Origin of the sequence: Pseudomonas sp. WC1 (assembly GCF_050586565.1) — a bacterium.
GTDB lineage: Bacteria > Pseudomonadota > Gammaproteobacteria > Pseudomonadales > Pseudomonadaceae > Aquipseudomonas.
Genome location: NZ_JBOBDQ010000007.1, coordinates 104935 through 126724, shown reverse-complemented (window position 1 = coordinate 126724; position 21790 = coordinate 104935). Strand labels below are relative to the sequence as shown.

The 21790-nt window shown below is 63.9% G+C and carries 19 protein-coding genes and 1 pseudogene; 10 read left to right on the top strand and 10 right to left on the bottom strand.

Annotated elements, in window-relative coordinates:
* Positions 1–124 precede the first annotated feature (124 nt).
* Both ACQ4OD_RS05270 and ACQ4OD_RS05265 read right to left on the bottom strand, forming a co-directional pair.
* The gene (locus tag ACQ4OD_RS05270) at positions 125–1168 is read right to left on the bottom strand and encodes an LLM class flavin-dependent oxidoreductase (protein WP_198754272.1); all 1044 of its coding nucleotides are present in this window, start codon (positions 1166–1168) and stop codon (positions 125–127) included.
* Positions 1169–1242: 74 nt separating this feature from the next.
* The gene (locus ACQ4OD_RS05265; protein ID WP_023630914.1) at positions 1243–1728 is read right to left on the bottom strand and encodes a flavin reductase family protein; all 486 of its coding nucleotides are present in this window, start codon (positions 1726–1728) and stop codon (positions 1243–1245) included.
* 317 nt (positions 1729–2045) lie between these two features.
* On the opposite strand from ACQ4OD_RS05265, the gene ACQ4OD_RS05260 reads away from it, so the two are divergent.
* Entirely contained in the window at positions 2046–3452 is a 1407-nt protein-coding gene (locus tag ACQ4OD_RS05260; protein ID WP_139671406.1) for a purine-cytosine permease family protein, read from the top strand.
* Positions 3453–3460: 8 nt separating this feature from the next.
* Here the strand turns inward: ACQ4OD_RS05260 and ACQ4OD_RS05255 are convergent, their stop codons facing one another.
* The 4 genes and pseudogenes from ACQ4OD_RS05255 to ACQ4OD_RS05240 form a co-directional block, all read right to left on the bottom strand.
* Positions 3461–4324, bottom strand: a complete 864-nt coding sequence (locus tag ACQ4OD_RS05255; RefSeq protein WP_430943989.1) for a methyl-accepting chemotaxis protein — start codon at positions 4322–4324, stop codon at positions 3461–3463.
* A pseudogene (locus ACQ4OD_RS05250) lies at positions 4316–5083 on the bottom strand (MCP four helix bundle domain-containing protein); the annotation flags it as partial. The gene ACQ4OD_RS05255 and the pseudogene ACQ4OD_RS05250, both read right to left, overlap by 9 nt.
* 189 nt (positions 5084–5272) lie before the next feature.
* On the bottom strand, positions 5273–6856 hold the full coding sequence (locus ACQ4OD_RS05245; RefSeq protein WP_430943988.1) for a methyl-accepting chemotaxis protein: 1584 nt from the start codon (positions 6854–6856) through the stop codon (positions 5273–5275).
* Positions 6857–7147: 291 nt separating this feature from the next.
* The gene (locus ACQ4OD_RS05240) at positions 7148–8350 is read right to left on the bottom strand and encodes an NAD(P)/FAD-dependent oxidoreductase (protein WP_139670434.1); all 1203 of its coding nucleotides are present in this window, start codon (positions 8348–8350) and stop codon (positions 7148–7150) included.
* Between the two features lie 268 nt (positions 8351–8618).
* Between ACQ4OD_RS05240 and ACQ4OD_RS05235 the strand changes: the two genes are divergently transcribed.
* The 3 genes from ACQ4OD_RS05235 (at position 8619) to ACQ4OD_RS05225 (ending at position 10751) form a co-directional block, all read left to right on the top strand.
* Positions 8619–9161, top strand: a complete 543-nt coding sequence (locus ACQ4OD_RS05235) for an RrF2 family transcriptional regulator (protein ID WP_139670436.1) — start codon at positions 8619–8621, stop codon at positions 9159–9161.
* Between the two features lie 215 nt (positions 9162–9376).
* Complete coding sequence (locus tag ACQ4OD_RS05230) at positions 9377–10282, top strand: LysR family transcriptional regulator (protein WP_046855246.1); 906 nt, start codon at positions 9377–9379, stop codon at positions 10280–10282.
* Positions 10283–10490: 208 nt separating this feature from the next.
* Positions 10491–10751, top strand: coding sequence for a DUF1652 domain-containing protein (locus tag ACQ4OD_RS05225; protein ID WP_198754268.1), 261 nt, complete (start codon positions 10491–10493; stop codon positions 10749–10751).
* A 2-nt stretch (positions 10752–10753) separates the two neighbouring features.
* On the opposite strand, the gene ACQ4OD_RS05220 is transcribed toward ACQ4OD_RS05225, so the two are convergent.
* The gene (locus ACQ4OD_RS05220) at positions 10754–11041 is read right to left on the bottom strand and encodes a hypothetical protein (RefSeq protein ID WP_102682381.1); all 288 of its coding nucleotides are present in this window, start codon (positions 11039–11041) and stop codon (positions 10754–10756) included.
* A gap of 191 nt (positions 11042–11232) precedes the next feature.
* A complete protein-coding gene (locus ACQ4OD_RS05215) occupies positions 11233–11592 on the bottom strand; it encodes a response regulator (RefSeq protein ID WP_139670439.1) in 360 nt (119 codons plus the stop codon).
* Between the two features lie 254 nt (positions 11593–11846).
* On the opposite strand from ACQ4OD_RS05215, the gene ACQ4OD_RS05210 reads away from it, so the two are divergent.
* Genes ACQ4OD_RS05210 through ACQ4OD_RS05190 form a run of 5 tightly spaced genes read left to right on the top strand, consistent with a single transcriptional unit; the run spans position 11847 to position 18357 of the window.
* Positions 11847–15317, top strand: coding sequence for a response regulator (locus ACQ4OD_RS05210; RefSeq protein ID WP_258600574.1), 3471 nt, complete (start codon positions 11847–11849; stop codon positions 15315–15317).
* Between the two features lie 4 nt (positions 15318–15321).
* Positions 15322–16143 (top strand): CheR family methyltransferase, encoded by an 822-nt coding sequence (locus tag ACQ4OD_RS05205; protein WP_111532454.1) that lies wholly within the window; start codon positions 15322–15324, stop codon positions 16141–16143.
* Complete coding sequence (locus ACQ4OD_RS05200; protein ID WP_139670441.1) at positions 16140–16715, top strand: chemotaxis protein CheB; 576 nt, start codon at positions 16140–16142, stop codon at positions 16713–16715. Before ACQ4OD_RS05205 ends, ACQ4OD_RS05200 begins: the two co-directional genes overlap by 4 nt.
* Positions 16709–17935: a hybrid sensor histidine kinase/response regulator gene (locus ACQ4OD_RS05195; protein ID WP_102682386.1), complete on the top strand. Its 1227-nt coding sequence runs from the start codon at positions 16709–16711 to the stop codon at positions 17933–17935. The genes ACQ4OD_RS05200 and ACQ4OD_RS05195 overlap by 7 nt, the downstream gene beginning before the upstream one ends.
* A 44-nt stretch (positions 17936–17979) precedes the next feature.
* The gene (locus ACQ4OD_RS05190; RefSeq protein WP_023629509.1) at positions 17980–18357 is read left to right on the top strand and encodes a response regulator; all 378 of its coding nucleotides are present in this window, start codon (positions 17980–17982) and stop codon (positions 18355–18357) included.
* A gap of 133 nt (positions 18358–18490) precedes the next feature.
* Here ACQ4OD_RS05190 and ACQ4OD_RS05185 read toward each other — a convergent pair whose 3' ends face one another.
* Complete coding sequence (locus ACQ4OD_RS05185; RefSeq protein WP_102682387.1) at positions 18491–19771, bottom strand: aminotransferase class V-fold PLP-dependent enzyme; 1281 nt, start codon at positions 19769–19771, stop codon at positions 18491–18493.
* Entirely contained in the window at positions 19764–21137 is a 1374-nt protein-coding gene (gene pvdM / locus ACQ4OD_RS05180) for a pyoverdine-tailoring dipeptidase-like protein PvdM (protein ID WP_046855255.1), read from the bottom strand. The genes ACQ4OD_RS05185 and pvdM overlap by 8 nt, the downstream gene beginning before the upstream one ends.
* A 182-nt stretch (positions 21138–21319) precedes the next feature.
* Between pvdM and ACQ4OD_RS05175 the strand changes: the two genes are divergently transcribed.
* Entirely contained in the window at positions 21320–21742 is a 423-nt protein-coding gene (locus ACQ4OD_RS05175; protein WP_198754265.1) for a hypothetical protein, read from the top strand.
* The last annotated feature ends 48 nt before the right edge of the window (positions 21743–21790 follow it).

The following is a 21790-nucleotide window of genomic DNA, read 5'->3' as shown; positions in this document are numbered from 1 at the left end:
ACGATGCATTCATGTCTGGGGTGGGAGCGGGCTTGCCCCGCGATGAGTAAAAAAGCCCGCCCACGCCGGCCACTGGGGCCAACGCGAGCGGGCTGGTTCCCGCAATCGATCAGGCAAAGGGAATTCAGGCGAAGGCCGGCACCACTTCCTTGATGAACAGCTCCAGCGACTTGCGTTTCTCGGCATGGGGCAGGCTGTTGTCGCACCAGAAGCTGAACTCGTCGACGCCGAGCGCCTGGTAGTACTTGATGCGCGCAATGATTTCTTCCGGTGTGCCGATCATGGTGTTCTTGCGAATGTTCTCCAGCGCGAACGCTGGCACCTCGGCGAACTTCGATTCCGGGCTTGGTTCGAGGAAGCCGTTGACCGGCACGGTCTTGTTGCCAAACCAGGCATCGAAGGTGCGGTAGAAGCGTGAGATGGCCTGGGCACCGACCTTCCAGCCGTCCGGCTCGGCCGGGCTGTGCACGTGGGTGTGGCGCAGCACCATCAGTTGTGGGCGCGGCACGTCCGGGTTGTTGTCCAGCGCGGCCTGGAACTTGTTCTTCAGGTCCAGCACTTCCTCGTCGCCCTTCATCAGCGGGGTGACCATGACGTTGCAGCCGTTGGCCACGGCGAAGTTGTGCGAGTCAGGGTCGCGGGCGGCGATCCACATCGGCGGCATGCCCGGCTGTACCGGCTTGGGCACGCTGGTGGAGGTGGGGAAGTTGTAGATCTCGCCTTCATGGGCATAGTCGCCTTGCCACAGCTGGCGCACCGCCGGGACCATCTCGCGCAGGGCCTTGCCGCCATCGGTGGCCGGCATGCCGCCGGCCATGCGGTCGAACTCGAACTGGTACGCGCCACGGGCCAGGCCCACTTCCATGCGACCATTGCTGATCACGTCGAGCAGGGCGCATTCGCCGGCGACGCGGATCGGGTTCCAGAAGGGCGCGATGATGGTGCCGGCGCCCAGGCGGATTTTCTCGGTGCGTGCGGCCAGGTAGGCCAGCAGCGGCATCGGGCTCGGCGAGATGGTGTACTCCATGGCGTGGTGTTCGCCGATCCACACGGTGCTGAAACCGCCGTCTTCGGCCATCAGGGTCAGTTCGGTGAGGTCTTCGAACAGCTGGCGGTGGCTGACCTGCTCATCCCAACGTTCCATGTGTACGAACAGCGAAAATTTCATGGGGCTTTTCCTCGGAGCTTTGTTGTTTTCGCCCGCCGTGGCAGGCGCTCTAAGTGGAATCAGTCGTCAGAGTCTCAGGCGAAGGCCGGCAGGCTGGCCATCTTGCCGCGGCAATAGACCATCGGGCGGGGCGCCTCCTGCGGGACGATCAGGTTGTGTACCTTGCCGACCATGATGGCGTGGTCGCCGCCTTCGTATTCACGCCACAGTTCGCATTCGATCACGGCGGTGGCGCCAGCCAGGATCGGGTTGCCCAGTTCGCTCAGGGTCCACTCGATGCCGACGGCCTTGTCCTTGCCTTTTTTCGCGAACGCATACGCCTCGGCCTGCTGTTCACCGGAGAGCAGGTGAATGGCGAAGCGCTTGTTCTTCATCAGTACAGGGTAGGAGTCGGAGCTGTAGTTGGGGCAGAACAGCACCAGTGGCGGGTCCATTGACAGGGAGGAGAAGGCGCTGGCGGTGAGGCCGACGATCGAGCCGTCGTCGTCCAGGGTGGTGATGACGGTCACGCCGGAGGGGAAGGAGCCCAGGACGTGCTTGTAGACGGTTGCGTCGATCATCTCGTGTACCTCTGAAAAGGCTGCGGTGGTCCGCGGTTTTTATCGTTGATGTGTCTGATGGTATACCGTAATACCTATATTGCAAGAGGAATTTTCCGTGCGCTGGAGTTCGCGATAAACGGCGCAAGCCCCCGTAATCAAGGGTCTTGGTGTAAACCTTCGGGCTGCAAGTCAGTGTATGGAGCGGATCAGTTGTGGTGAAAATGAGTGGCGCAGTGTTGTCAAACTCTTGGAATACCATAATATGGTCTTCAGCTGAGAGGCCGCCCTGAGCGGTTTCCATACAACGATAAAAACGACCTTTCGAGCTGAATCCTATGTCCCAACCGTCGTCGCAACACCATCTCGTCGAGCAACACACGGTCGATTACGTGCCACCGTCCGAGCGCCATGGGAAGGCGCGCGACCTTTTCACCCTGTGGTTCAGCACCAACATCGCGCCGCTGCCGATCGTCACCGGGGCCATGGTGGTCCAGGTGTTCCACCTGAACTTGCTGTGGGGGCTGCTGGCCATCGTGCTGGGGCATCTGCTGGGCGGGGTGGTGATCGCCCTGGCCTCGGCGCAGGGGCCGCAGTTGGGCATTCCGCAGATGGTGCAGAGCCGCGGCCAGTTCGGGCGCTATGGTGCGCTGCTGATCGTGTTCTTCACCGCATTGATCTACGTCGGTTTCTTCATTTCCAACATCGTCCTGGCCGGCAAGTCGATCCACGGCATCGCCCCTGGCGTGCCGATGCCCGGCGCCATCGTCATCGGCGCCCTGAGCGCCACCGCCATCGGGGTGATCGGCTACCGCTTCATCCATACGCTGAACCGCGTCGGCACCTGGGTGATGGGCTCGGCGTTGCTGGCGGGGTTCATCATGATGTTCGCCCAGGAGCTGCCGGGCGACTTCTTCAGCCGTGGCGCGTTCAACCTGTCCGGCTTCGTCGCCACGGTGTCGCTGGGCATCATCTGGCAAATCAGCTTCTCGCCCTATACCTCGGACTACTCGCGCTACCTGCCCCGTGAAGTCGGCATCGCCAAACCGTTCTGGGCCACCTACCTCGGGGCCACGCTGGGTACCATCCTGTGCTTCAGCTTCGGTGCGGTGGCGGTGCTGTGCGTGCCGGAAGGCACCGATGCCATGGTGGCGGTCAAGCAGGCCACCGGTTGGCTGGGCCCGGTGCTGATGGTGCTGTTCCTGCTCAACATCATCAGCCACAACGCCCTCAACCTCTACGGTGCGGTGTTGTCGATCGTCACTGCGATCCAGACCTTCGCCGCCCACTGGACGCCGAGCATCAAGCTGCGGGTGCTGCTGGCGGGGGTGATCCTGGTGGGCTGCGGTCTGGTGGCGTTGAACGCCTCGGCGGACTTCATCGGCCAGTTCATCGGGCTGATCCTGGCGCTGTTGCTGGTGCTGGTGCCGTGGGCGTCGATCAACCTGGTGGATTTCTACCTGATCAAGCGCGGCGCATACGACATCGCCTCGATCTTCCGCGCCGACGGCGGCATCTACGGGCGTTTCAATCACCACGCGATCATCGCCTATGCCTGCGGCATCCTGGTGCAGCTGCCGTTCGCCAATACGTCGCTGTATGTCGGGCCGTACTCGAACATCGTCGAGGGGGCCGACCTGTCGTGGCTGTTCGGGCTGTTGGTGACAGTGCCGCTGTATTACTGCCTGGCGACGCGTGGCCAACTGCCCAAGGCTGCACGGGTGGTCGACGCCAGGCCGTCATAGCCAGTGGTTCAGACCTTGAACTGCGCCACCAGCCCGTTCAACGCCTGTGCCAATTGCGCCAGGTCCTGGGCCGACGCACGGGTCTGGTTGGCCCCGGCGGTTGTCTGCAGCGCGAGGTCACGGATGTTCAACAGGTTGTGATCGACTTCACGGGCTACCTGCACCTGTTGCTCGCAGGCGCTGGCGATCACCAGGTTGCGCTGGTTGATCGCGGCGATCGCCGTGGCAATCAGCGACAGGGCCTGGTCGGCCGACTGTGCTACCTTCAACGTGCCGCCGGCGCGATCCTGGCTGCTGCGCATGGCACCGACTGCACGTTCGGTGCCGGTCTGGATGCCCCCGATCATCTGCTCGATCTCCGCCGTGGACTGCTGGGTGCGATGGGCCAGTGCCCGCACTTCGTCGGCGACCACGGCAAAGCCACGGCCGGCCTCTCCGGCACGGGCGGCTTCGATGGCGGCGTTGAGGGCCAGCAGGTTCGTCTGGTCGGCAATCGCGCCAATCACCTCAAGCACATGGGTAATCTCGTTGGCGCGGCTGGCCAACTGCTCCATATCCCCGGAGGTGCCGGTGACATCGTCAACCAGGTGGCGGATCGAGGTGAGTGCCTGGTCGACCTGCGCGCGACCGTCGCGGGTGGTGTGGTCTGCCCCTTGCGAGGCATCGGCGGTACTTGCGGCATTGTTGGCCACCTCCTCGACGGCGGCGGTCATCTGGTTGACCGCAGTGGCGGCCTGGTCGATCTCGGTGTTCTGCTGGTGCAGGCTGCGGCTGGTGTCCTCGGTGACACTGTGCAGTTGCTCCGAGGCCAAGGCCAGTTGCTCGGAGGACGCGGCGATCCTGCGCAGGGTATCGCGCAGGTTGTGCTGCATGTCCGCCATGGCATGCAGCAGCAGAGCAGGCTCGTCGTGGCCTTTGATGATGATCGTGCGGGTCAGGTCGCCGCTGGCGATACGTTTGGCCACTTTTACCGCACCGGACAACGGGGCGACGATGCTGTGGGTGAAAAGGCTGGCGATCACGGCCAGCGCCAGGAGGATCAGCGTTACGGCTGTGCCGATCAAAGTGATGGCCTGGTCACCGACTTCGCTGCTACGTAGCGAGGCCGCCTGTGCGGCCTTGTAGTTGTAGGTCACCAATGCCCCCATGGCTTCCACCATGCGTTCGGCGCGCTGCAGCAGTGGGCCGTTGATCTGGCGCCTGGCATCGCTGATGCGCCCGCTGCCGATGGCGGCGAACACCTGCCGTTGCTGCTCGGTGTACTGTTGGCGTGCGGCCAGCAAGGCATCGAACAGCCGACGGTCGTGTGCATCGTGGATGGTCTTCTCGTAGTCTTTGAGATCCTCCTGCACTGCTTGATCGATACGATCGAGCAAGGCAAGGCCGGTACGTTCGTCGCTGTCATGCTCCAGGGCGACGCGCAACGTCGCGGCGCGCTCCTGGGCGAGGGTGTCGGTGATTTCGTTGAGGGCGATCAGGGCGGGTAACCAGTTGGTACGGATCTCGTCCGTCGCCTCGTCCATGTGCTTTGCGACATACAGCGAGACGAACCCCAGTGTCAGTACCAGTGCCGCCAAAAGCGTGAACAGGCAAGTCGCCCGTTTGCCGATTCTAATATTTCTCAACAGCATGGGTGTTCCTTGACGTATGAATGCTAACGTCAGGAGCATGGTCCGACGGTCGGGCACGAGGTAGTGGCAAGGTCCCGCGCGCTACAGCGGTTTTTCCTATTCGTCAGTACCGCAATGCAAGCCCGCTCCTACAGTAACGTTGCAGTAGCTCTGCAAAAGGGGCTTGCCCCTGAGGGTGCTGCCGGTACCTCAGACCTTGAACTGCGCCACCATCCCATTGAGCTCCACCGCCAGGCGTGACAGGTCCTGGGCCGCCGCGCTGGTCTGGTTGGCGCCCGCCGAGGTCTGCATCGCCAGGTCGCGGATGTTCACCAGGTTGCGGTCCACTTCCCGCGCGACCTGGGCTTGCTGCTCCGAGGCCGTGGCGATCACCAGGTTGCGCTGGTTGATGGTGGCGATTGCCTCGGCGATCAGCTCCAGGGCCTGGCCGGCCGATTGCGCCACTTCCAGGGTGCCGCCGGCGCGGTCCTGGCTGCTGTGCATGGCGTTGACCGCCCGTTCTGTGCCGGTCTGGATGCCGTCGATCATCTGCTCGATTTCCGCCGTGGACTGCTGCGTGCGGTGGGCCAGGGCGCGCACTTCGTCGGCGACCACGGCGAAACCGCGGCCCGCCTCGCCGGCACGGGCGGCCTCGATGGCGGCGTTGAGGGCCAGCAGGTTGGTCTGCCCGGCGATCGAGCCGATCACGTCGAGCACCTGGCTGATCTGGTTGGCGTGGCTGGCCAACTGCTCGATTTCTTCGGCGGTGCCGGTCACGTCATCGACCAGGTGCTGGATCGACACGAGCGCCTGGTTGACCTGGTCGCGACCATCGCGGGTGGTGCGGTCGGCGCCCTGGGAGGCATCGGCGGTGCTCACGGCGTTGCTGGCCACTTCTTCGACGGCGGCGGTCATCTGGTTGACCGCGGTGGCGGCCTGGTCGATCTCGGCACTTTGCTGGTGCAGGCCGCGGCTGGTGTCCTCGGTGACTGTGTGCAGTTCCTCGGAGGCCGAGGCCAACTGGTCGGAGGAGGCGGCGATCCGCCGCAAGGTGTCGCGCAGGCTGTGCTGCATGCGGCTCAGGGCGCGCAGCAGCAAGGCCGGCTCGTCGCGGCCGAGCACGGTTATCTCGCGGGTCAGGTCGCCGGTGGCGACGCGCTCGGCCACGGCGACGGCGTCGGCCAGCGGGACGATGATGCTGCGGGTGAGCAGGGTGGCGATGCCGACCAGCGCGAGCAGGATCACGGCGATGGCGGTGATGATCAGGGTAAAGGCTTCGTCGGACGCCGCGCTGCTGCGCTGCGAGGCCTGCTCGGCGCCCTGGGTGTTGTAGGCGATCAGCTCGGCGAGGGCCTTCATCATGCTATCGGCGTATTCGGCCAGCGGGCCGTTGACCAGGCGGCGGGCCTCATCCAGCTGGTCGTTGCCGGCGGCGTTGCGAATGGCTTTCTGCAGGCCGTGGTAACGCTCGCTCAGGCCAATGAAGGTATCGAACAGGGCGCGATCGTCGGCTTCGATGATGGTGTGCTCGTAGGCCTTGAGATCGCTTTCGAGTTGCTGGTTGACCTGGACGATCTTGTCCAGGGTGGCGTGGCGGGCGCTGCTGCTGTCCTCCAGGACACTGCGCAAGGTGAGGGCGCGGGCCCGGCCCAGGTTGCTGCTGACCTCGCCCAGGGCGAGTACCGCAGGCATCCAGGTGATGCGAATTTCGTCGGTGGCGCTGTCCATCCTGCGGGTTTCGTAGAGGGCGACCAGGCCCATGGCCAGGACCAGGATCCCGAGCAGGGTGAACATTCCTGCTGCCCGAATGCCGATCTTAACGTTCCGTAACTGCATGCGACGCTCCTTGACGGTGGCTGCAGGCGTCAAGAGCGCGGACGGACCGGGCTCGGCTGGTAGGGCTCTCGATGCACTGCGAAAGGGTTATATCCTCACGGTTCATGTTGTTTTTTCAGGATGATGACACAGTGCCACTATTTTTGACCAGTCGTTCAATCAAAGCTCGGCTCCCCCGGTATGTCGTCACTTGCTGACCATTAGTATTCATTCCGTCGCAAAAAGGGCCGCAGAGCGGCCCTTTTATGATCATGCAACGATCGGGATTGATGGGTCGGCAGCCGCCAGTGCCTGGGCGCGATCCGCTGCCGGGGGATAGATCCACACCGTGTTGATCTGGCGCTTGAGATGCTTGCCGTCCTGGCCCTGCAGGTGCAGTTCGCGTTCCCAGCCTTCGCTGTAGGCCGCGCCCCATTCTCCCAGATCCAGGCAGGTGACGTACTTGGGCTGGCGATAGATCACCGGCTCCACACCGAGCAGGTCGGCCATGGCGTTGTTGCCAGAATGGCGGCCCATCGGAATGGCGTGCTGGCAGGTCATCAGCGCGTGGTTGCCCTTGTCATCGACGGCGGCGCAGGCGACATCGCCGGTGGCGTAGATGTAGTCCTGGCCAACGACTTTCAGGTGACCGTCGACTTTCAGGCGGCCCAGGCTGTCACGCTCGCCTGCGATCTGGACGGTCAGCGGGCTGGCCTTGACCCCCACGGTCCAGATCACGGTCTTGCTGGCGATGTATTCGCCGTTGTCCAGGGTCACGCCTCCCGCATCCACCGCCACCACCGAGGTGCCCGTCAGCCATTGCACTCCGGCCTGCTCGCTGGCGCTGACGATGGCCGGGGTGATCCCGGCGCCGAGTGCGGCGCCGATGCTGGGACCACGGTCGATCAGCACCACCCGGGCCTGGCCTGCGCCGAGGATGGCGCGCAGCCGGGATGGCAGCTCGGTGGCCGTTTCGATACCGGTGAAGCCACCGCCGCACACCACCACGGTGTTGCGCGCCGGGGAGGCGGGCAGGGTGGCCAAACTGTGCAGGTGCTGCTCCAGGCGAGTGGCCGACTCGATCTGGTCGACATCGAAGGTGTGCTCGGCCAGGCCTGGGACGGCAGGGCGGGCCACTTGGCTGCCGGCGGCGAGGATCAGGCGATCGTAGGCGAGCTGGTGCTGGCGGCCGTCGGTGTCGCGATAGCTGACCTGGCGGGCGTCGCTGTCGATGGTATCGGCGATGCCGTGGATGAACTCCACGCCCACCACGTCGAACAGCGCCTCCAATGGCGCCTGCAAGCTGTGCACGTCGGCTTCGTAGAAGCGTGGGCGAATCCGCAATTGCGGCTGCGGGGCCAGCACACTGATGCGCACGTCGCCGCGCTGGGCCTGGTCGAGCAGGCGGGCGGCGCTCAGGGCGCTCCAGACACCGGCAAAGCCGGCACCGATGATCAGGATACGAGAGGTCATGAAGGTGCTCCGCAAGGTAAGAAAGGGCTTCGACGAAGCATGTGCTGCTTGCCGAATAACTAAGACTGTATTGGTCGTAGTTTAATCCGGCAAGTGTTTTTTACGCATCGGGTTGTTCGCCAACCGCCATGAAACGCGCAGATACCTTTTGTTTACTGGCGTAAAGCGGGGTCTTGATCGGCCAGTCCGACGACGGGCGGCTACGCCCGGCTTTGCTTGCCAGCGCTGAAGGGCGTACTATTTGCGACAAAGTCAGTCGGAGATTCATATGTCCCTCTACAGTGCAGGCGTCGAGTACGGCATCCACTGCCTGCTGTTCCTGGTGGACGAGCGTGGCGACAGCCGCGAGTCCAGCGTGCGCGACCTGGCCGAGCTGCAGGGGGTGCCCCAGGAGTACCTGGCCAAGGTCTTTACCAAGCTCGCCCGGGCCGGGCTGGTGGCCGCGACCGAAGGCGTGCGCGGCGGGTTTCACCTGGCGCGGCCTTCCGACGAAATCACCGTGCTGGATATCGTCACGGCCATCGATGGGCCGAAGAAGCTCTTCGATTGCCGGGAGATCCGCGAGCGCTGCGCGGTGTTCGAGGGTTCGGCGCCGGGCTGGGCGACCGAGGGCACCTGTGCGATCCACGCGGTGATGCTGGGGGCGCAGAAACGCATGGAGGAGGCGCTGGCCCAGCAGACCATCCTCGACCTGGCGCGGCGGTTCGGGCGCAAGGCGCCGGCCGAGTTCGGGCAGAAGGTCAATGACTGGATGAGCGAGCGACGCGACGGGAAAGGCAGTGGTGGCGATATTCCGCTACAGGCGGTTTGACCCTGCATGGTTAGTGTGGTGTTTCACAAATAACGACCATAACTCGCGGCGCTTTTTATTGGTCGTATTTGCAAAACACCACACTAGGGCCGCCACGGAAAATGCTGCTCAACCCCCAGGTAAATCCTTGCCTGGGTGATCCGCCCGCGCGCCTCAAGGCGAGGTAAGCTGACAGGAAAATCCCGCGCGCCGCCCACGGCGCCAGAGAGGTCAGCGTGGCTTCCTACACCTTGCGCCAACTGAAGTACTTCGTCACCACCGTGGAGGCCGGCAGCGTCGCCGAGGCCTCGCGCCAGTTGTACATCGCCCAGCCTTCGATCTCCACGGCGATCAAGAGCCTGGAAGAGAGCTTCGGCGTGCAGCTGTTCATACGCCATCACGCCCAGGGCGTGTCACTGACGCCCAGCGGCAAGCGTTTCTACGCCAAGACCCGGTCCCTGTTGCAGATGGCCCACGAGTTCGAGCAGAACGCCCTGGCCGATAACGACACGGTGGCCGGGCAGATCGACATCGGCTGCTTCGAGACCGTGGCGCCGCTGTATTTGCCGCGGCTGATCGCAGGCTTTCGCGAGCGCTACCCAGGGGTGGACATCCGCCTGCGTGACGGCGAGCAACAGGACCTGATCCAGGGGCTGACGGCCGGTACCTTCGACCTGGCGTTTCTCTATGACCATGACCTGGACGGCACCATCGAGACCGAGCCGCTGATGCCGCCACAGAAGCCCTATGTGCTGCTGCCGGAAAAGCACCGCTTCGCCGGCCAGGCCCAGGTGTCGTTGCGTGACCTGTGTCCCGAGCCGATGATCCTGCTCGACGTGGCGCCCAGCCGTACCTACTTCGTCAGCCTGTTCAACGAACTGGGGCTGACGCCGAACATCGTCTTCAGTTCGCCGTCGATCGAGATGGTCCGGGGCATGGTGGGGCAGGGCTTCGGTTTCTCGCTGCTGGTCACCCGGCCGCACTCGGAGTTCACCTACGACGGGCAGCGACTGGTGACACTCGCAATCGCCGAGCCGGTGACGCTGTCGGGGTTGGCGGCGGCGCACCTCAAGCGTGTGCAACTGACCAAGCCGGCGCAACTGTTCGTGGAATTCTGCCGTGAGGAACTGGCACGGATGTAGGTGCTGACCGCCCGTCGCCTGTAGGACGAAGAAGACCGAACGTTGCCCGGCCAGTGGTTTCTTCCACTAAGGTGCTAGAGGCATTGAGCTGTTGTCATCGTCGGGGCGAATGGACCTGCGTCCCATCATGGGCAATTTCAATTGGCATCCTGCCCGTCGCGGGCGTACCACACCAAACAGGCCATCCAGTACAAGAGAGGGGCGTACCATGTCGTTGATTGGCGTTTCGATGCTTGAGATGCGGCAGATGATCGAACAGGCCTGCCTGCCCGACTGCTGCGAGGTGAGCTGCCCGGACGGCCAGCACCTCACCATTCGCCTGGGTCAGGGCTCGAGCCTGGACGAGTGCCTTACCGTGACGGGCGTGCCGATTGCCAGCCTCAATACCTGCCATGACCTGCTGGGCCTTGTTAGTCGGGTCAAGGCACAACGTGATGCCTCGCCGGGAGCCTGCAAGGCGATTGCCTGAGGTCATTGCAGCTCGAGCAGCAGATTGATGCCGCCGTCGCCGCATTTGACGTGTTCTCGGACCACGCCCCGATAATTGCGCCCCTCCCAGGCGAAGGCGACGCTGTGCGCCTTCTCCACCTTGCCGGGTAGCGGTGGCTCGATATGCAGGCGCAGCGCGGGACGGCCCTGCAGGCTGAGGGCGGCCAACTGGACCTGACACATGGCGCGCTGGGCCACTGGGCCGAACAGGGTATCGCGGACGAAATCCAGCTCCAGGCAAGCGCAAGGGGCACGACAGGGCATCTTCATGGTGGCTTTCCGACGAAAGAGGCATACCTCGAAGATTTGAAGCCTAAAGGCGCGAGACGTTCAAATTATTTCAGTTGGCCCTGGCATTGCACGGTTCCCGTGGGGGCCGGCTTGCCGGCGATGGGCCGCAAAGCGGCCACTCTATCCCTGACACAATGGCGTCGGTGCCTGGCGGGGCTAGCCTGGCCCCTTCAGCGGGTTAACGGTGCGCCGAGAATCTCCAGCACTTTGTCGCGCAACTGGTCGATGCTGAACGGCTTACCGATCAGGTGCATGCCCGGGGGCACGTTGAAGCTCTCGGCGTAGCCACTGGCAAACAGCACCGGTAATGCCGGCCGGCTTTCCCGGGCCTTGGCCGCCAGTTCCTCGCCGCGCAGGTCGGGCAACCCCACGTCGGTCATCAACAACGCCAGCGGTTGCCTGGGATCCTCGATGATCTTCAGGGCCGCGGCAGCGCTGTCGGCCTCGATGGCGGCATAGCCCAGTTCGTCGAGCACTTCGACTATCAGCATGCGAACGATGTCGTCGTCTTCGACTACCAGAAGGTGCATTGTGTGGATCCTGTTTCGATGGATTGTCTCTACTCTGTGCGCAGGGCCATGGCAGAAGTTCCCAAGCTTAACGGCATGGACAAATAGATGGAACGATTGCCACAGACAGGCTTCAAATACTGGCTAAATGCCCTGCCAGTTCCGCGAAAGCTGGTTAGACTCGCTGTATTCGCGGTCGGTCTGGCGCAGGGCAACCCTTACACGATGTAGACGCCGGTCTGTTCAATGGATTTATTTCGCTCGGGCACTTTCACATGATTCAAGCAGCCTCGATGGACCAACGCAGTTTTCGCAAACTGCTGAGCCGCAACGTCGGCCTGCCCCTGGGAGTGGGGCTACTGGGCGCCGTGGCCTTTGTCGCGGTGATCTACTACCTGCTTTCGGCCATGCAGTGGGTCGAGCACACCGATCGGGTGATCGGCAATGCCAACGAGACGATCAAGCTGTCGATCGACATGGAAACCGGCATGCGCGGCTATCTGCTGACAGGCGAAGAGCGTTTCCTTGACCCCTATGAAGTGGCAAAGCCACGCATCTTCGGCAGCCTGGACAGCCTGCGGGGAATGGTGGCCGACAACCCTCAGCAAGTCGACCGCATCGACCGCATTGCGGCGCTGCAGCGCGAGTGGAACACCTTCGGCAACGAAGTCATCAGCCAGCGGCGCAGCCAGCAGGGTGATGTGGTGTCGTCGATTGGCCGTGGCCGCGGCAAGCGCCTGACCGACGAGATCCGCAAGGAGTTCGAGACCTTCATCAACACCGAGCAGCAACTGCGCACGACGCGCAACGAGACGGTCAGCACGGTCACCATGACCGCGATCTCGGCGTTCGTGCTGTTCATCGTAGCCCTGAGCGCGTTGCTCGCCTACCTGGGGCGGCGTGACCTGCTGGCCTTGTCATCGAGCTATGTCGAGAACCTGGAAGCCCAGCAACGCGCCGCCGAGCGCCTGGAACAACAGGCCTGGCTGCGCGCCGGGCAGACCCAGCTGGCCGAGCAGGTGCTGGGTCAACTGACGCTGCCAATGCTCGGCGACAATATCCTGCGCTTTTTTGCCGGTTACCTGGGCAGTGTGGTCGGTGCGCTGTATGTGCGCGATGAACATGGCCAGCTGGTGCGGGTCGCCACCTATGGTCTGGATGCCGAACAGCAGGGCAGCGAACCGCGCGTGGGCGATCATGCCGGCTTGCTGGGCGAGGCGGTGGCCCAGGCGCGGCTGTTGCGCCTGGACGAACTGCCGGAGGACTACTATCGCCTGAGCTCGGGCCTGGGCCGCGGCTTGCCCCGCAGCGGCGTGGTGGTGCCGTCGCAGGACGATGGGCGGGTCAACGGCGTGCTGGAGCTGGGATTCCTGCGTCCACTGCAAGAGCGCGACGTGGAATTGCTGCAGCGAGTCGCCGAAAACCTGGGCATCTCCATCGAAAGCGCCCGCTATCGCCAGCGCCTGCAGGAAGTGCTGGCCGAGACCCAGCAGCTCAACGAAGAACTGCAAGTGCAGCAGGAGGAGCTCAAGACCGCCAACGAGGAGCTCGAGGAGCAGTCGCGGGTGCTCAAGGAATCCCAGGCCCACCTGGAGACCCAGCAGGCCGAACTTGAGCAGACCAATGAGCAACTGGCCGAGCGCACCGAGGCCCTGGACCGCAAGAACAGCGAGCTGAACCAGGCCCAGGTCGAATTGCAGGCCCGCGCCGACGACCTGCAGCGCTCGAGCAAGTACAAGTCCGAGTTCCTTGCCAACATGTCCCATGAACTGCGCACGCCGCTCAACAGCTCGCTGATCCTGGCCAAGCTGCTGGCCGAGAACGCCGAAGGCAATCTCAGCGAGGAGCAGGTGAAATTCGCCGAGTCGATCTATTCGGCTGGCAACGACTTGCTCAACCTGATCAACGATATTCTCGACATCGCCAAGGTCGAGGCCGGCAAGCTGGAAGTGCGCGCCGAAAGCACCCCGCTGGAGCGCCTGGTCGAAGGCCTGCAGGGCATGTTCCGGCCGTTGGCGCAGGACAAGGGCCTGTCCTTCGCCGTGCAGCTGGAGCAGCCGTTGCCGGCGTCCCTGTTCACCGACCGTCAGCGCCTGGAACAGATTCTCAAGAACCTGCTGTCCAACGCCATCAAGTTCACCGAGCGCGGCCAGGTCAGCCTGCGCATCAGCCACCAGACGGGCCTGGGCATCGTCTTTGCGGTGCGCGACACCGGCATCGGCATTGCCGCCGACCAGCAGCAGGCGATCTTCGGCGCCTTCCACCAGGTCGATGGCACCAGCAACCGGCGCTATGGCGGCACGGGCCTGGGCTTGTCCATCTCCCGTGACCTGGCCCACCTGCTTGGCGGACAGATCAATGTCGACAGCAGCCCGGGGCAGGGCAGCGTGTTCAGCCTGATCCTGCCCGAGCACTTCGAGCCCTCCGCGCAGCAGGTCGAGGTGCACAGCCTTCGCCCGGCGGTCGACGAACTGCCGCCGCCACCGCCAGTGCCGACACCCGTGCGCAGCGAGCGTCCGACCCCGGCCTTTGCCGATGACCGCGAGAGGGCGCCGTTCGGCAACCGCTGCATCCTGGTGATCGAGGACGAGCCGAATTTCGCCCGCATTCTCTTCGACCTGGCCCACGAGCTGGGTTACAGCTGCCTGGTTGCCCATGCCGCCGACGAGGGCTTCGAGCTGGCCGCCCAGTACTTGCCCGACGCTATCCTGCTGGACATGCGCCTGCCTGACCATTCCGGGCTCACCGTGCTGCAGCGCCTGAAGGAGCAGGCTAGTACCCGGCACATTCCGGTGCATATCATTTCGGTCGAGGACCGGGTCGAGGCTGCCATGCACATGGGTGCGGTGGGCTACGCGGTCAAGCCCACCAGCCGCGAGGAACTCAAGGCAGTGTTCGGTCGTCTGGAGGCCAAGCTCACGCAGAAGCTAAAGCATATCCTGCTGGTGGAGGACGACGACCTGCAGCGCGAGAGCATCGCCCGCCTGATCGGCGACGACGATATCCAGATCACTGCCGTAGCCATGGCCCAGGACGCCCTGGCGCTGCTGCGCGAGAACATCTACGACTGCATGATCATCGACCTCAAGCTGCCCGACATGCTCGGCAATGAGCTGCTCAAGCGCATGACTGCCGAAGACATTCGCAGCTTCCCGCCGGTGATCGTCTACACCGGGCGCAACCTCACCCGCGAGGAGGAGGCCGACCTGCTCAAGTATTCGCGTTCGATCATCATCAAGGGCGCGCGTTCGCCCGAGCGCTTGCTCGACGAGGTGACGCTGTTCCTGCACAAGGTCGAGTCGCAGCTGTCCAACGAACGCCAGCGCATGCTCAAGACCGCCCGCAGCCGCGACAAGGTGTTCGAGGGGCGCAAGATCCTGCTGGTGGACGATGACGTGCGCAATATCTTCGCCCTGACCAGCGCCCTGGAACACAAGGGCGCCATCGTCGAGATCGGGCGCAACGGGCGTGAGGCCATAGAATGCCTGGAAGCCAACGACGACATCGACCTGGTGCTGATGGATGTGATGATGCCGGAAATGGACGGCTACGAGGCGACCCGGCTGATCCGCCAGCAACCGCGCTGGCGCAAGCTGCCGATCATCGCCGTGACCGCCAAGGCGATGAAGGACGACCAGCAGCGTTGCCTGCAGGCTGGGGCCAACGACTACCTGGCCAAACCGATCGAGCTGGACCGCCTGTTCTCGCTGATCCGGGTCTGGCTGCCGCAATTGGAGCGAATCTGAAATCTTGACCAGTGAACGCAATACAGATATCGAGATCCGGCTGCTGATCGAGGCGATCTACCTCAAGTACAGCTACGATTTTCGCGATTACTCCGGCGCCTCGATCAAGCGCCGGATCCTCCATGCCGTGCGCCAGTTCGACTGCCGCACGGTATCGTCGTTGCAGGAGCGGGTGCTGCACGACCCGGGCATGTTCCTCGAGCTGCTGCAGTACCTGACGATCCCGGTCAGCGAGATGTTCCGCGACCCCGGGCACTTCCTGGCACTGCGCAACGAAGTGGTGCCGCTGCTGCGCACCTGGCCGTCGCTGAAGATCTGGATCGCCGGTTGCAGCACCGGCGAGGAGGTGTACTCCATGGCCATCCTGCTGCGCGAGGAAGGCCTGCTCGAGCGCACCATCCTCTATGCCACCGACATCAATCCACACTCGTTGGAGCGGGCCAAGCAGGGCATCTACTCGATGCAGAGCATGCGTGAGTACGAAGAGAACTACCGCAAGGCCGGAGGCCGGCGCGACTTTTCCGAGTACTACACCAGCGCCTATGGCAACGCCATCATGGACGCCAGCCTGCGTGACAACGTGACCTTCGCCGATCACAGCCTGGCCACTGACAGCGTGTTCTCCGAGACGCAACTGGTGTCGTGCCGCAATGTGTTGATCTACTTCAACAAGGGCCTGCAGGACCGTGCCCTGGGGCTGTTCCACGAGTCGCTGTGCCACCGCGGTTTCCTGGTGCTGGGCAGCAAGGAGTCGGTGGACTTCTCGGCCTACGGCGAGCGTTTCGAGCCGTTGGTGCGGCCCGAGCGGATCTACCGCAAGACATGAACAGCGTGCGTGCGATTGTCATTGGCGCCTCGGCGGGTGGCGTGTCGGCACTGTTCAGCGTGCTCGGCGCGCTGCCCGACGATTTTGCCATCCCGGTGTTGTGCGTGCTGCACCTGCCCGATGATCGCCACAGCCAGCTGGCCGAGGTGCTGCAACGCCGCCTGCGCCGCCCGGTTCGCGAGGCCTTCGACAAGGCGCGGATAGAGCCGGGGCTGATCTATGTGGCGGGGCCGGGCTATCACCTGTCGGTGGAGCGTGATTGCACCTTGTCGTTGAGCCAGGAGGAACCGGTGCATTTCTCGCGACCGGCCATTGATTTTCTTTTCGAGTCGGCCGCCGACGCCTATGGCCCGGAGCTGCTCGGCGTATTGCTCACCGGGGCCAATGAAGACGGTGCCCGAGGGCTTTTGCACATCAGACAAAGCGGTGGCCGGACGGTCGTCCAGGACCCCCGCGAAGCACAGGTCGCGTTGATGCCGGAGGCCGCCCTGGCCCTGCACGACCCGGACCATATTCTTTCCCTGAGCGGTATCGGGCAGTTGCTCGCTACCCTGGAACCCAGCGCATGCTAAGCCACATCACCGCGAAACTGCTGATCGTCGACGACCTGCCGGAAAACCTGCTGGCTCTGGACGCCCTGATCCACGGCGATGACCGCGAGGTGTACCAGGCCCAGTCCGCCGACGAGGCGTTGTCGCTCCTGCTCGAGCACGAGTTCGCCCTGGCCATTCTCGATGTGCAGATGCCGGGCATGAACGGTTTCGAGCTGGCCGAGCTGATGCGCGGCATGGAGAAGACCCGCAACATCCCCATCGTCTTCGTCAGCGCCGCCGGGCGCGAGATGAACTATGCCTTCAAGGGTTACGAGAGCGGGGCGGTGGATTTCTTGCACAAACCACTGGAAACCCTGGCGGTGAAGAGCAAGGTGTCGGTGTTTGTCGACCTGTTCCGTCAGCGCAAGGCGCTGGACCGTCAGTTGCAGGCCTTGGAGCAGGGCCGCCAGGAGCAGGAACTGTTGCTCAACCAGTTGCAGCTGGCCCGTGGCGAGCTGGAGCGGGCGGTGCGCATGCGCGACGACTTCATGTCGATCGTCTCCCATGAGGTGCGTACGCCACTCAACGGGCTGATCCTGGAAACCCAGTTGCGCCGCATGCACCTGTCCCGCGGCAACCTCGCGGCGTTCAGCGAGGACAAGCTCAAGGCCATGGTCGAGCGCGACGAGCGTCAGATCAACAGCCTGATCCGCCTGGTCGAGGACATGCTCGATGTCTCGCGGATTCGCACCGGCAAGCTGTCGATCCGGCCGCGCACCTTCGACCTTGGCCAGCTGGTACGCGGGCTGGTGGAGAACTTCGCCGCCCAGGCCAGCGCGGTGGATACCGTCATCGAGCTGCAGCGTTGCGATGCCTTGCAGGGCGAGTGGGACGAATTCCGGATTGAACAGGTGGTGGCTAACCTGTTGTCCAACGCCTTGCGCTACGGCAATCGCAAGCCTGTGCAGGTGCGGGTGTTCGAAGAGGATGCCATGGCCTGCGTGCAGGTGCAGGACCAGGGTATCGGCATCGATGCGCAGAACCAGCAGCGGATCTTCCAGCAGTTCGAGCGTGTCGCCGCGCAGCAGGCCAGTGGCGGCCTGGGCCTGGGGCTGTACATTTCCGAGCAGATCATCCTCGCCCATGGCGGGCGGATCCAGGTCCACAGCCAGGTTGGAGCAGGGTCGACGTTCACTGTCCAGCTGCCGCTATCGGTATTGCCGCACGCCTGTGACCAGACCCGGGCAACCTCTGCGTAAAGCTACGGTCTGATAGCCAACCTATTGAATTTGAAGGCGTTGTCATGAGTGAAGATGCACAAGACGTGGTACTGGTGGTCGAGGACGAGCCGGCGATCCGCATGATCCTGCGCGATTACCTGGCAGGCGAGGGGTACCACGTGCTGGTGGCCGAGGATGGCGAGCAGGCGTTCGCGATCCTGGCCAGCAAGCCGCACCTGGACCTGATGGTCACCGATTTTCGCCTGCCGGGCGGGATTTCCGGGGTGGAGATCGCCGAGCCTGCCGTGAAACTGCGGCCTGACCTGAAGGTGATCTTCATCAGCGGCTACCCGGCGGAGATTCTCGAGTCCGGCAGCCCGATCGCGCGCAAGGCGCCGATCCTGGCCAAGCCGTTCGACCTGGATACCCTCCACGAGCAGATCCAGGCGTTGCTGCGCTAGCTGCGAGCACGTGGCCGGTTAAAGTGGGAGCGGGCTTGCCCCGCGATGGCGCGCATGCAGGATGGCACCGGCGGGGCCGGTGATCGCGGGGCAAGCCCGCTCCCACGCAGCCCTGTGGAGCCTGCGACGAGGCTTACCCGATCTGCGTACGCAGCAAAGCCATGGCCCGGTCAACCTGCTGTTCGTCGTTGAGCAGGCTCGGTGCGAAGCGGATCACCGGCCCTGCGTCGCGATCCACGGCATCGACCATGACCTTGTTGGCGTTCAGGTAGGCGGCGACGGCATCGGGATCGCGATCCTTGATGCGGAAGAAGGTGAAGCCTGCGGAGAACTCGCGGCTGGCCGGAGTTACCAGCTCCACGGCGCGGTGTTCGGCGAGCCGCGCCTTGAGGTAGTCGTTGAGCTGGTGGATACGCGCCTGGACATCGGCCTTGCCCAGCTCCAGGTGCAGCTTGAAGGCCTCGCCCAGCGCCCAGCGGTGCTCAAAGGCGTGGTACCCGCCCGGGGTCATGATGGTGCCAAAGTCCTCGTTGCGCGAAAAGGTGGCGAAGGTCGGTGTCAGGTGCTGCATCTGCTCGGACGCCGCGCAGATGATCCCGGTCCCGCGTGGGCCGAACATCCACTTGTGGGTGCCGGCGATGAAGTAGTCGCAGTTGAAGTCGGCGAAGCGGGCGTTTTCCACGCCGAAGCCATGCACGCCATCGACCACGTAGACAATGCGCTCGGCCTCGTCGCGGTTGCGGTTGTGCTGGCGCACCAGCTCGCCGATAGCGCCCACCGGCAGCTTGACGCCGCTGCCCGAATGCACCCAGGTCATGCCCAGCACCCGGGTTTCAGGGCGAATGCTGCGGTCGATCACGCTCAGCACCCGGTCGGTGGACACGTCGCCCGGTTTGTCGAACAGGCGCAGCTTGCGCACCTGGGTGCCATGCTGGCGCTGACGGAAGGCCAGGCAGTTGTGGGTCGAGTAGTGCTCGTGCTCGGTGGTCAGGATCTCCTGGTGCGACGCCACGTGCAGGCCGCCATAGATCATGCCCAGGCCCTCGGTGGTGCTGCCGGTAAGGGCGACCTGGCGGGGACGCACGTCCAGATAGCGGCCTGCCCACTCGCGGACCTCATCCTCGCGCTGCCATTCGTACTGGCTCTCCCAGTCCATGCACACCGCAGGGTTGTGGTCGAGGGTGGCGCGGTGGCGGTCGATCGCATCCTGTACCGGCCGCGGGTGGGCGGTGATCAGGAAGTTGGCGAAGTGCGCGACATCCGGCGCCAGGGGGAACAGTTGGCGCAACTGACGCCATTTGTCCGGGCCCTGCAATGACGCCGGGGTGGCGGTGGCGGCCAGGGCGCTTGGCAGCAACGGCAGGCTGGCCGCCAGGGCGGCGGCCTGCTTGAGGAAGGCGCGCCGATCAGTCATGGCGGGTTTCCTGGGCGGTATTGGCGAGCTGGGCCACGGGGTTGGCGGCTTTCTGCACCTGCCCCCAGACGCGCAGGAAGTTGCCTGCCCAGAGCTTGGCAATATCGGTTTCGGAATAGCCACGGGTCAGCAGTTCGGCGGTCACGTTGCGGATCTCGCCGACGTTCATGAAACCGGTGACGCCGCCGCCATCGTTGAAGTCGGAGCTGATACCGACGTGGTCGATGCCCATCTTCTTCACGGCGTAGTCGATGGCGTCGACATACTCCTTGAGGCCGGCGCGAGGCTCCTCGTCGACGATGGCGTACAGGCTGCTGGCGTATTCGCCGAAGCGCGCCTCCGGCCAGATGGCGATGATCGGGTCGCCCGGCATCAGTGCGTTGGTCAGGCCTTGCAATGGCTGCAGGTCGAAGCGTGCGCGCAGGGCTTCGAGTTTTTCCAGGGTCGGCTTGCTCAGGGGCTTGAGGTAAGTGGTGAAGGCCACCACCTGAAGCACGCCGCCGCTGTCCTTGATCAGTTGCATCTCTTTGTCGGACAGGTTGCGCGGAATGTCCACCAGTGCCCGTGGCGCCGAATGCGAGGCCACGAACGGCGCGCGGCTCAGGCGGGCGACGTCTTCCAGGGCCAGGGTGGACATCTGTGACACATCGATGATCACGCCCAGGTCGTTGAGCCGCTTGACCGCCTGCTCGCCCAGTGGCGACAGGCCGCCGAAGGCGTCGGGGGTGTCGTTGAAGAATGGCAGTGGCCGCGAGGAATCGGCCCAGGCGTTGTTGCCGGTGTAGCTGAAGCCGAACATGCGCATGCCGCGCTTGGTCCACAGGTCGAGCTGTGACAGGTCGCTGCCCAGCGGGTAGGCGTTGAGCATGCTGATGAAGATGGCGAATTTGCCTTCGCCGTTCAGGCGCCGGAAGTCGTCCGGTGTGTAAGCGATGCCGACCTGGTTGGGGAAGTCGCGCACAATGCCGCTGATGATCTTGTAGCGCACTTCCTGCTGGTTGCGGGCCTCGTCGATGAAGCCAGGGGTGGGGCGGTGTGGCGCGTTCGGGCCGTTCCACAGCTCCGGCCAGCCGAAGACGGTCAGCGCCGCGCCGGACAGCCGGCCCTTGGCCGCCTTGGCCAGGTCGAACTGGCCACGGCCGTCCTTGTCTGCTTCGTAACCGGTGCTGCCGTAGCCCAACGGCACGGTGACATGGCTGTCGAAGGAGAGCATGTGCTCATGCAGGTCGTTGGCCTGCTGCACGATTGCACGGGGGTAGCCGCCGTCCTGTTTCCAGAAGTAATAGCCGGCGGCTCCACCCAGGGCGGCCACCAGGGCCAGGGGCAGGCCGATGTACAAGGCTTTGCGGGAGCGGGTCTTGGTCATTGCCATCTCGTTGCAGGGCTGATCGGTTCCGGCCTGGCGGCGCGGTGGGCGCTAGGGCAGGGCTCGGGTATCAGGTGGACGAATGGCGGGCGGGTAAATTTATCGGTGGGCGAGCATCAAGTTTGCGCGCGTGGCGCCGATACTCCAGTCATTGAAAGGACCCACCGTGGAGGATTAAAGGAATGGTAGGTATCAACAACGTCAGCAGCAGCATCGCCACGCAACTGGTCAAAGGGCAGGCCAAAGAAGACGAGAAGTCGCCGGCTACTGTCGCGGTAGACCTCAAAGGCACCGACGAATCAGGCAAGCCTGCCGGCGCAAAGAAGGCCGAGGATGACGAGGGTAGCGGCGAGCCGTCGTACATTCAGCAAATGCGCGAGATGATCAGGCAATTGCAGAAGCAGATGGCCGAAGAGCAGCGTCAGCTGGCGAAGATCGCCGCGCAGGAAATGGACGACACCACGAAAGCGACGATGATTCTCGCCAAGCAGTCGAGCATTGCCACCTTGAGCGGGCAAATACAGGCAGCGACCGCGAAGTTGCTTGATGCACTGACCAAGACCGGCGGCAACAGTGCCGGTGGCATGGTATCCACCCAGGCCTGAAAACCCCCGGTTTCATCCCACAACGCCCCGCTTGCGCGGGGCGTCGTC

Excerpts from the sequence above, each read along its gene's own strand:
- ACQ4OD_RS05190 (WP_023629509.1), top strand. The coding sequence starts at position 17,980 with ATGAGTGAAGATGCACAAGACGTGGTACTGGTGGTCGAGGACGAGCCG.
- ACQ4OD_RS05220 (WP_102682381.1), bottom strand. The coding sequence starts at position 11,041 with ATGAAGATGCCCTGTCGTGCCCCTTGCGCTTGCCTGGAGCTGGATTTC.
- ACQ4OD_RS05240 (WP_139670434.1), bottom strand. The coding sequence starts at position 8,350 with ATGACCTCTCGTATCCTGATCATCGGTGCCGGCTTTGCCGGTGTCTGG.
- ACQ4OD_RS05255 (WP_430943989.1), bottom strand. The coding sequence starts at position 4,324 with ATGCAGCACAACCTGCGCGATACCCTGCGCAGGATCGCCGCGTCCTCC.
- ACQ4OD_RS05195 (WP_102682386.1), top strand. The coding sequence starts at position 16,709 with ATGCTAAGCCACATCACCGCGAAACTGCTGATCGTCGACGACCTGCCG.
- ACQ4OD_RS05175 (WP_198754265.1), top strand. The coding sequence starts at position 21,320 with ATGGTAGGTATCAACAACGTCAGCAGCAGCATCGCCACGCAACTGGTC.
- ACQ4OD_RS05235 (WP_139670436.1), top strand. The coding sequence starts at position 8,619 with ATGTCCCTCTACAGTGCAGGCGTCGAGTACGGCATCCACTGCCTGCTG.
- ACQ4OD_RS05215 (WP_139670439.1), bottom strand. The coding sequence starts at position 11,592 with ATGCACCTTCTGGTAGTCGAAGACGACGACATCGTTCGCATGCTGATA.
- ACQ4OD_RS05270 (WP_198754272.1), bottom strand. The coding sequence starts at position 1,168 with ATGAAATTTTCGCTGTTCGTACACATGGAACGTTGGGATGAGCAGGTC.
- ACQ4OD_RS05245 (WP_430943988.1), bottom strand. The coding sequence starts at position 6,856 with ATGTTCACCCTGCTCGGGATCCTGGTCCTGGCCATGGGCCTGGTCGCC.
- ACQ4OD_RS05265 (WP_023630914.1), bottom strand. The coding sequence starts at position 1,728 with ATGATCGACGCAACCGTCTACAAGCACGTCCTGGGCTCCTTCCCCTCC.
- ACQ4OD_RS05225 (WP_198754268.1), top strand. The coding sequence starts at position 10,491 with ATGTCGTTGATTGGCGTTTCGATGCTTGAGATGCGGCAGATGATCGAA.
- pvdM (WP_046855255.1), bottom strand. The coding sequence starts at position 21,137 with ATGACCAAGACCCGCTCCCGCAAAGCCTTGTACATCGGCCTGCCCCTG.
- ACQ4OD_RS05200 (WP_139670441.1), top strand. The coding sequence starts at position 16,140 with ATGAACAGCGTGCGTGCGATTGTCATTGGCGCCTCGGCGGGTGGCGTG.
- ACQ4OD_RS05210 (WP_258600574.1), top strand. The coding sequence starts at position 11,847 with ATGATTCAAGCAGCCTCGATGGACCAACGCAGTTTTCGCAAACTGCTG.
- ACQ4OD_RS05185 (WP_102682387.1), bottom strand. The coding sequence starts at position 19,771 with ATGACTGATCGGCGCGCCTTCCTCAAGCAGGCCGCCGCCCTGGCGGCC.
- ACQ4OD_RS05260 (WP_139671406.1), top strand. The coding sequence starts at position 2,046 with ATGTCCCAACCGTCGTCGCAACACCATCTCGTCGAGCAACACACGGTC.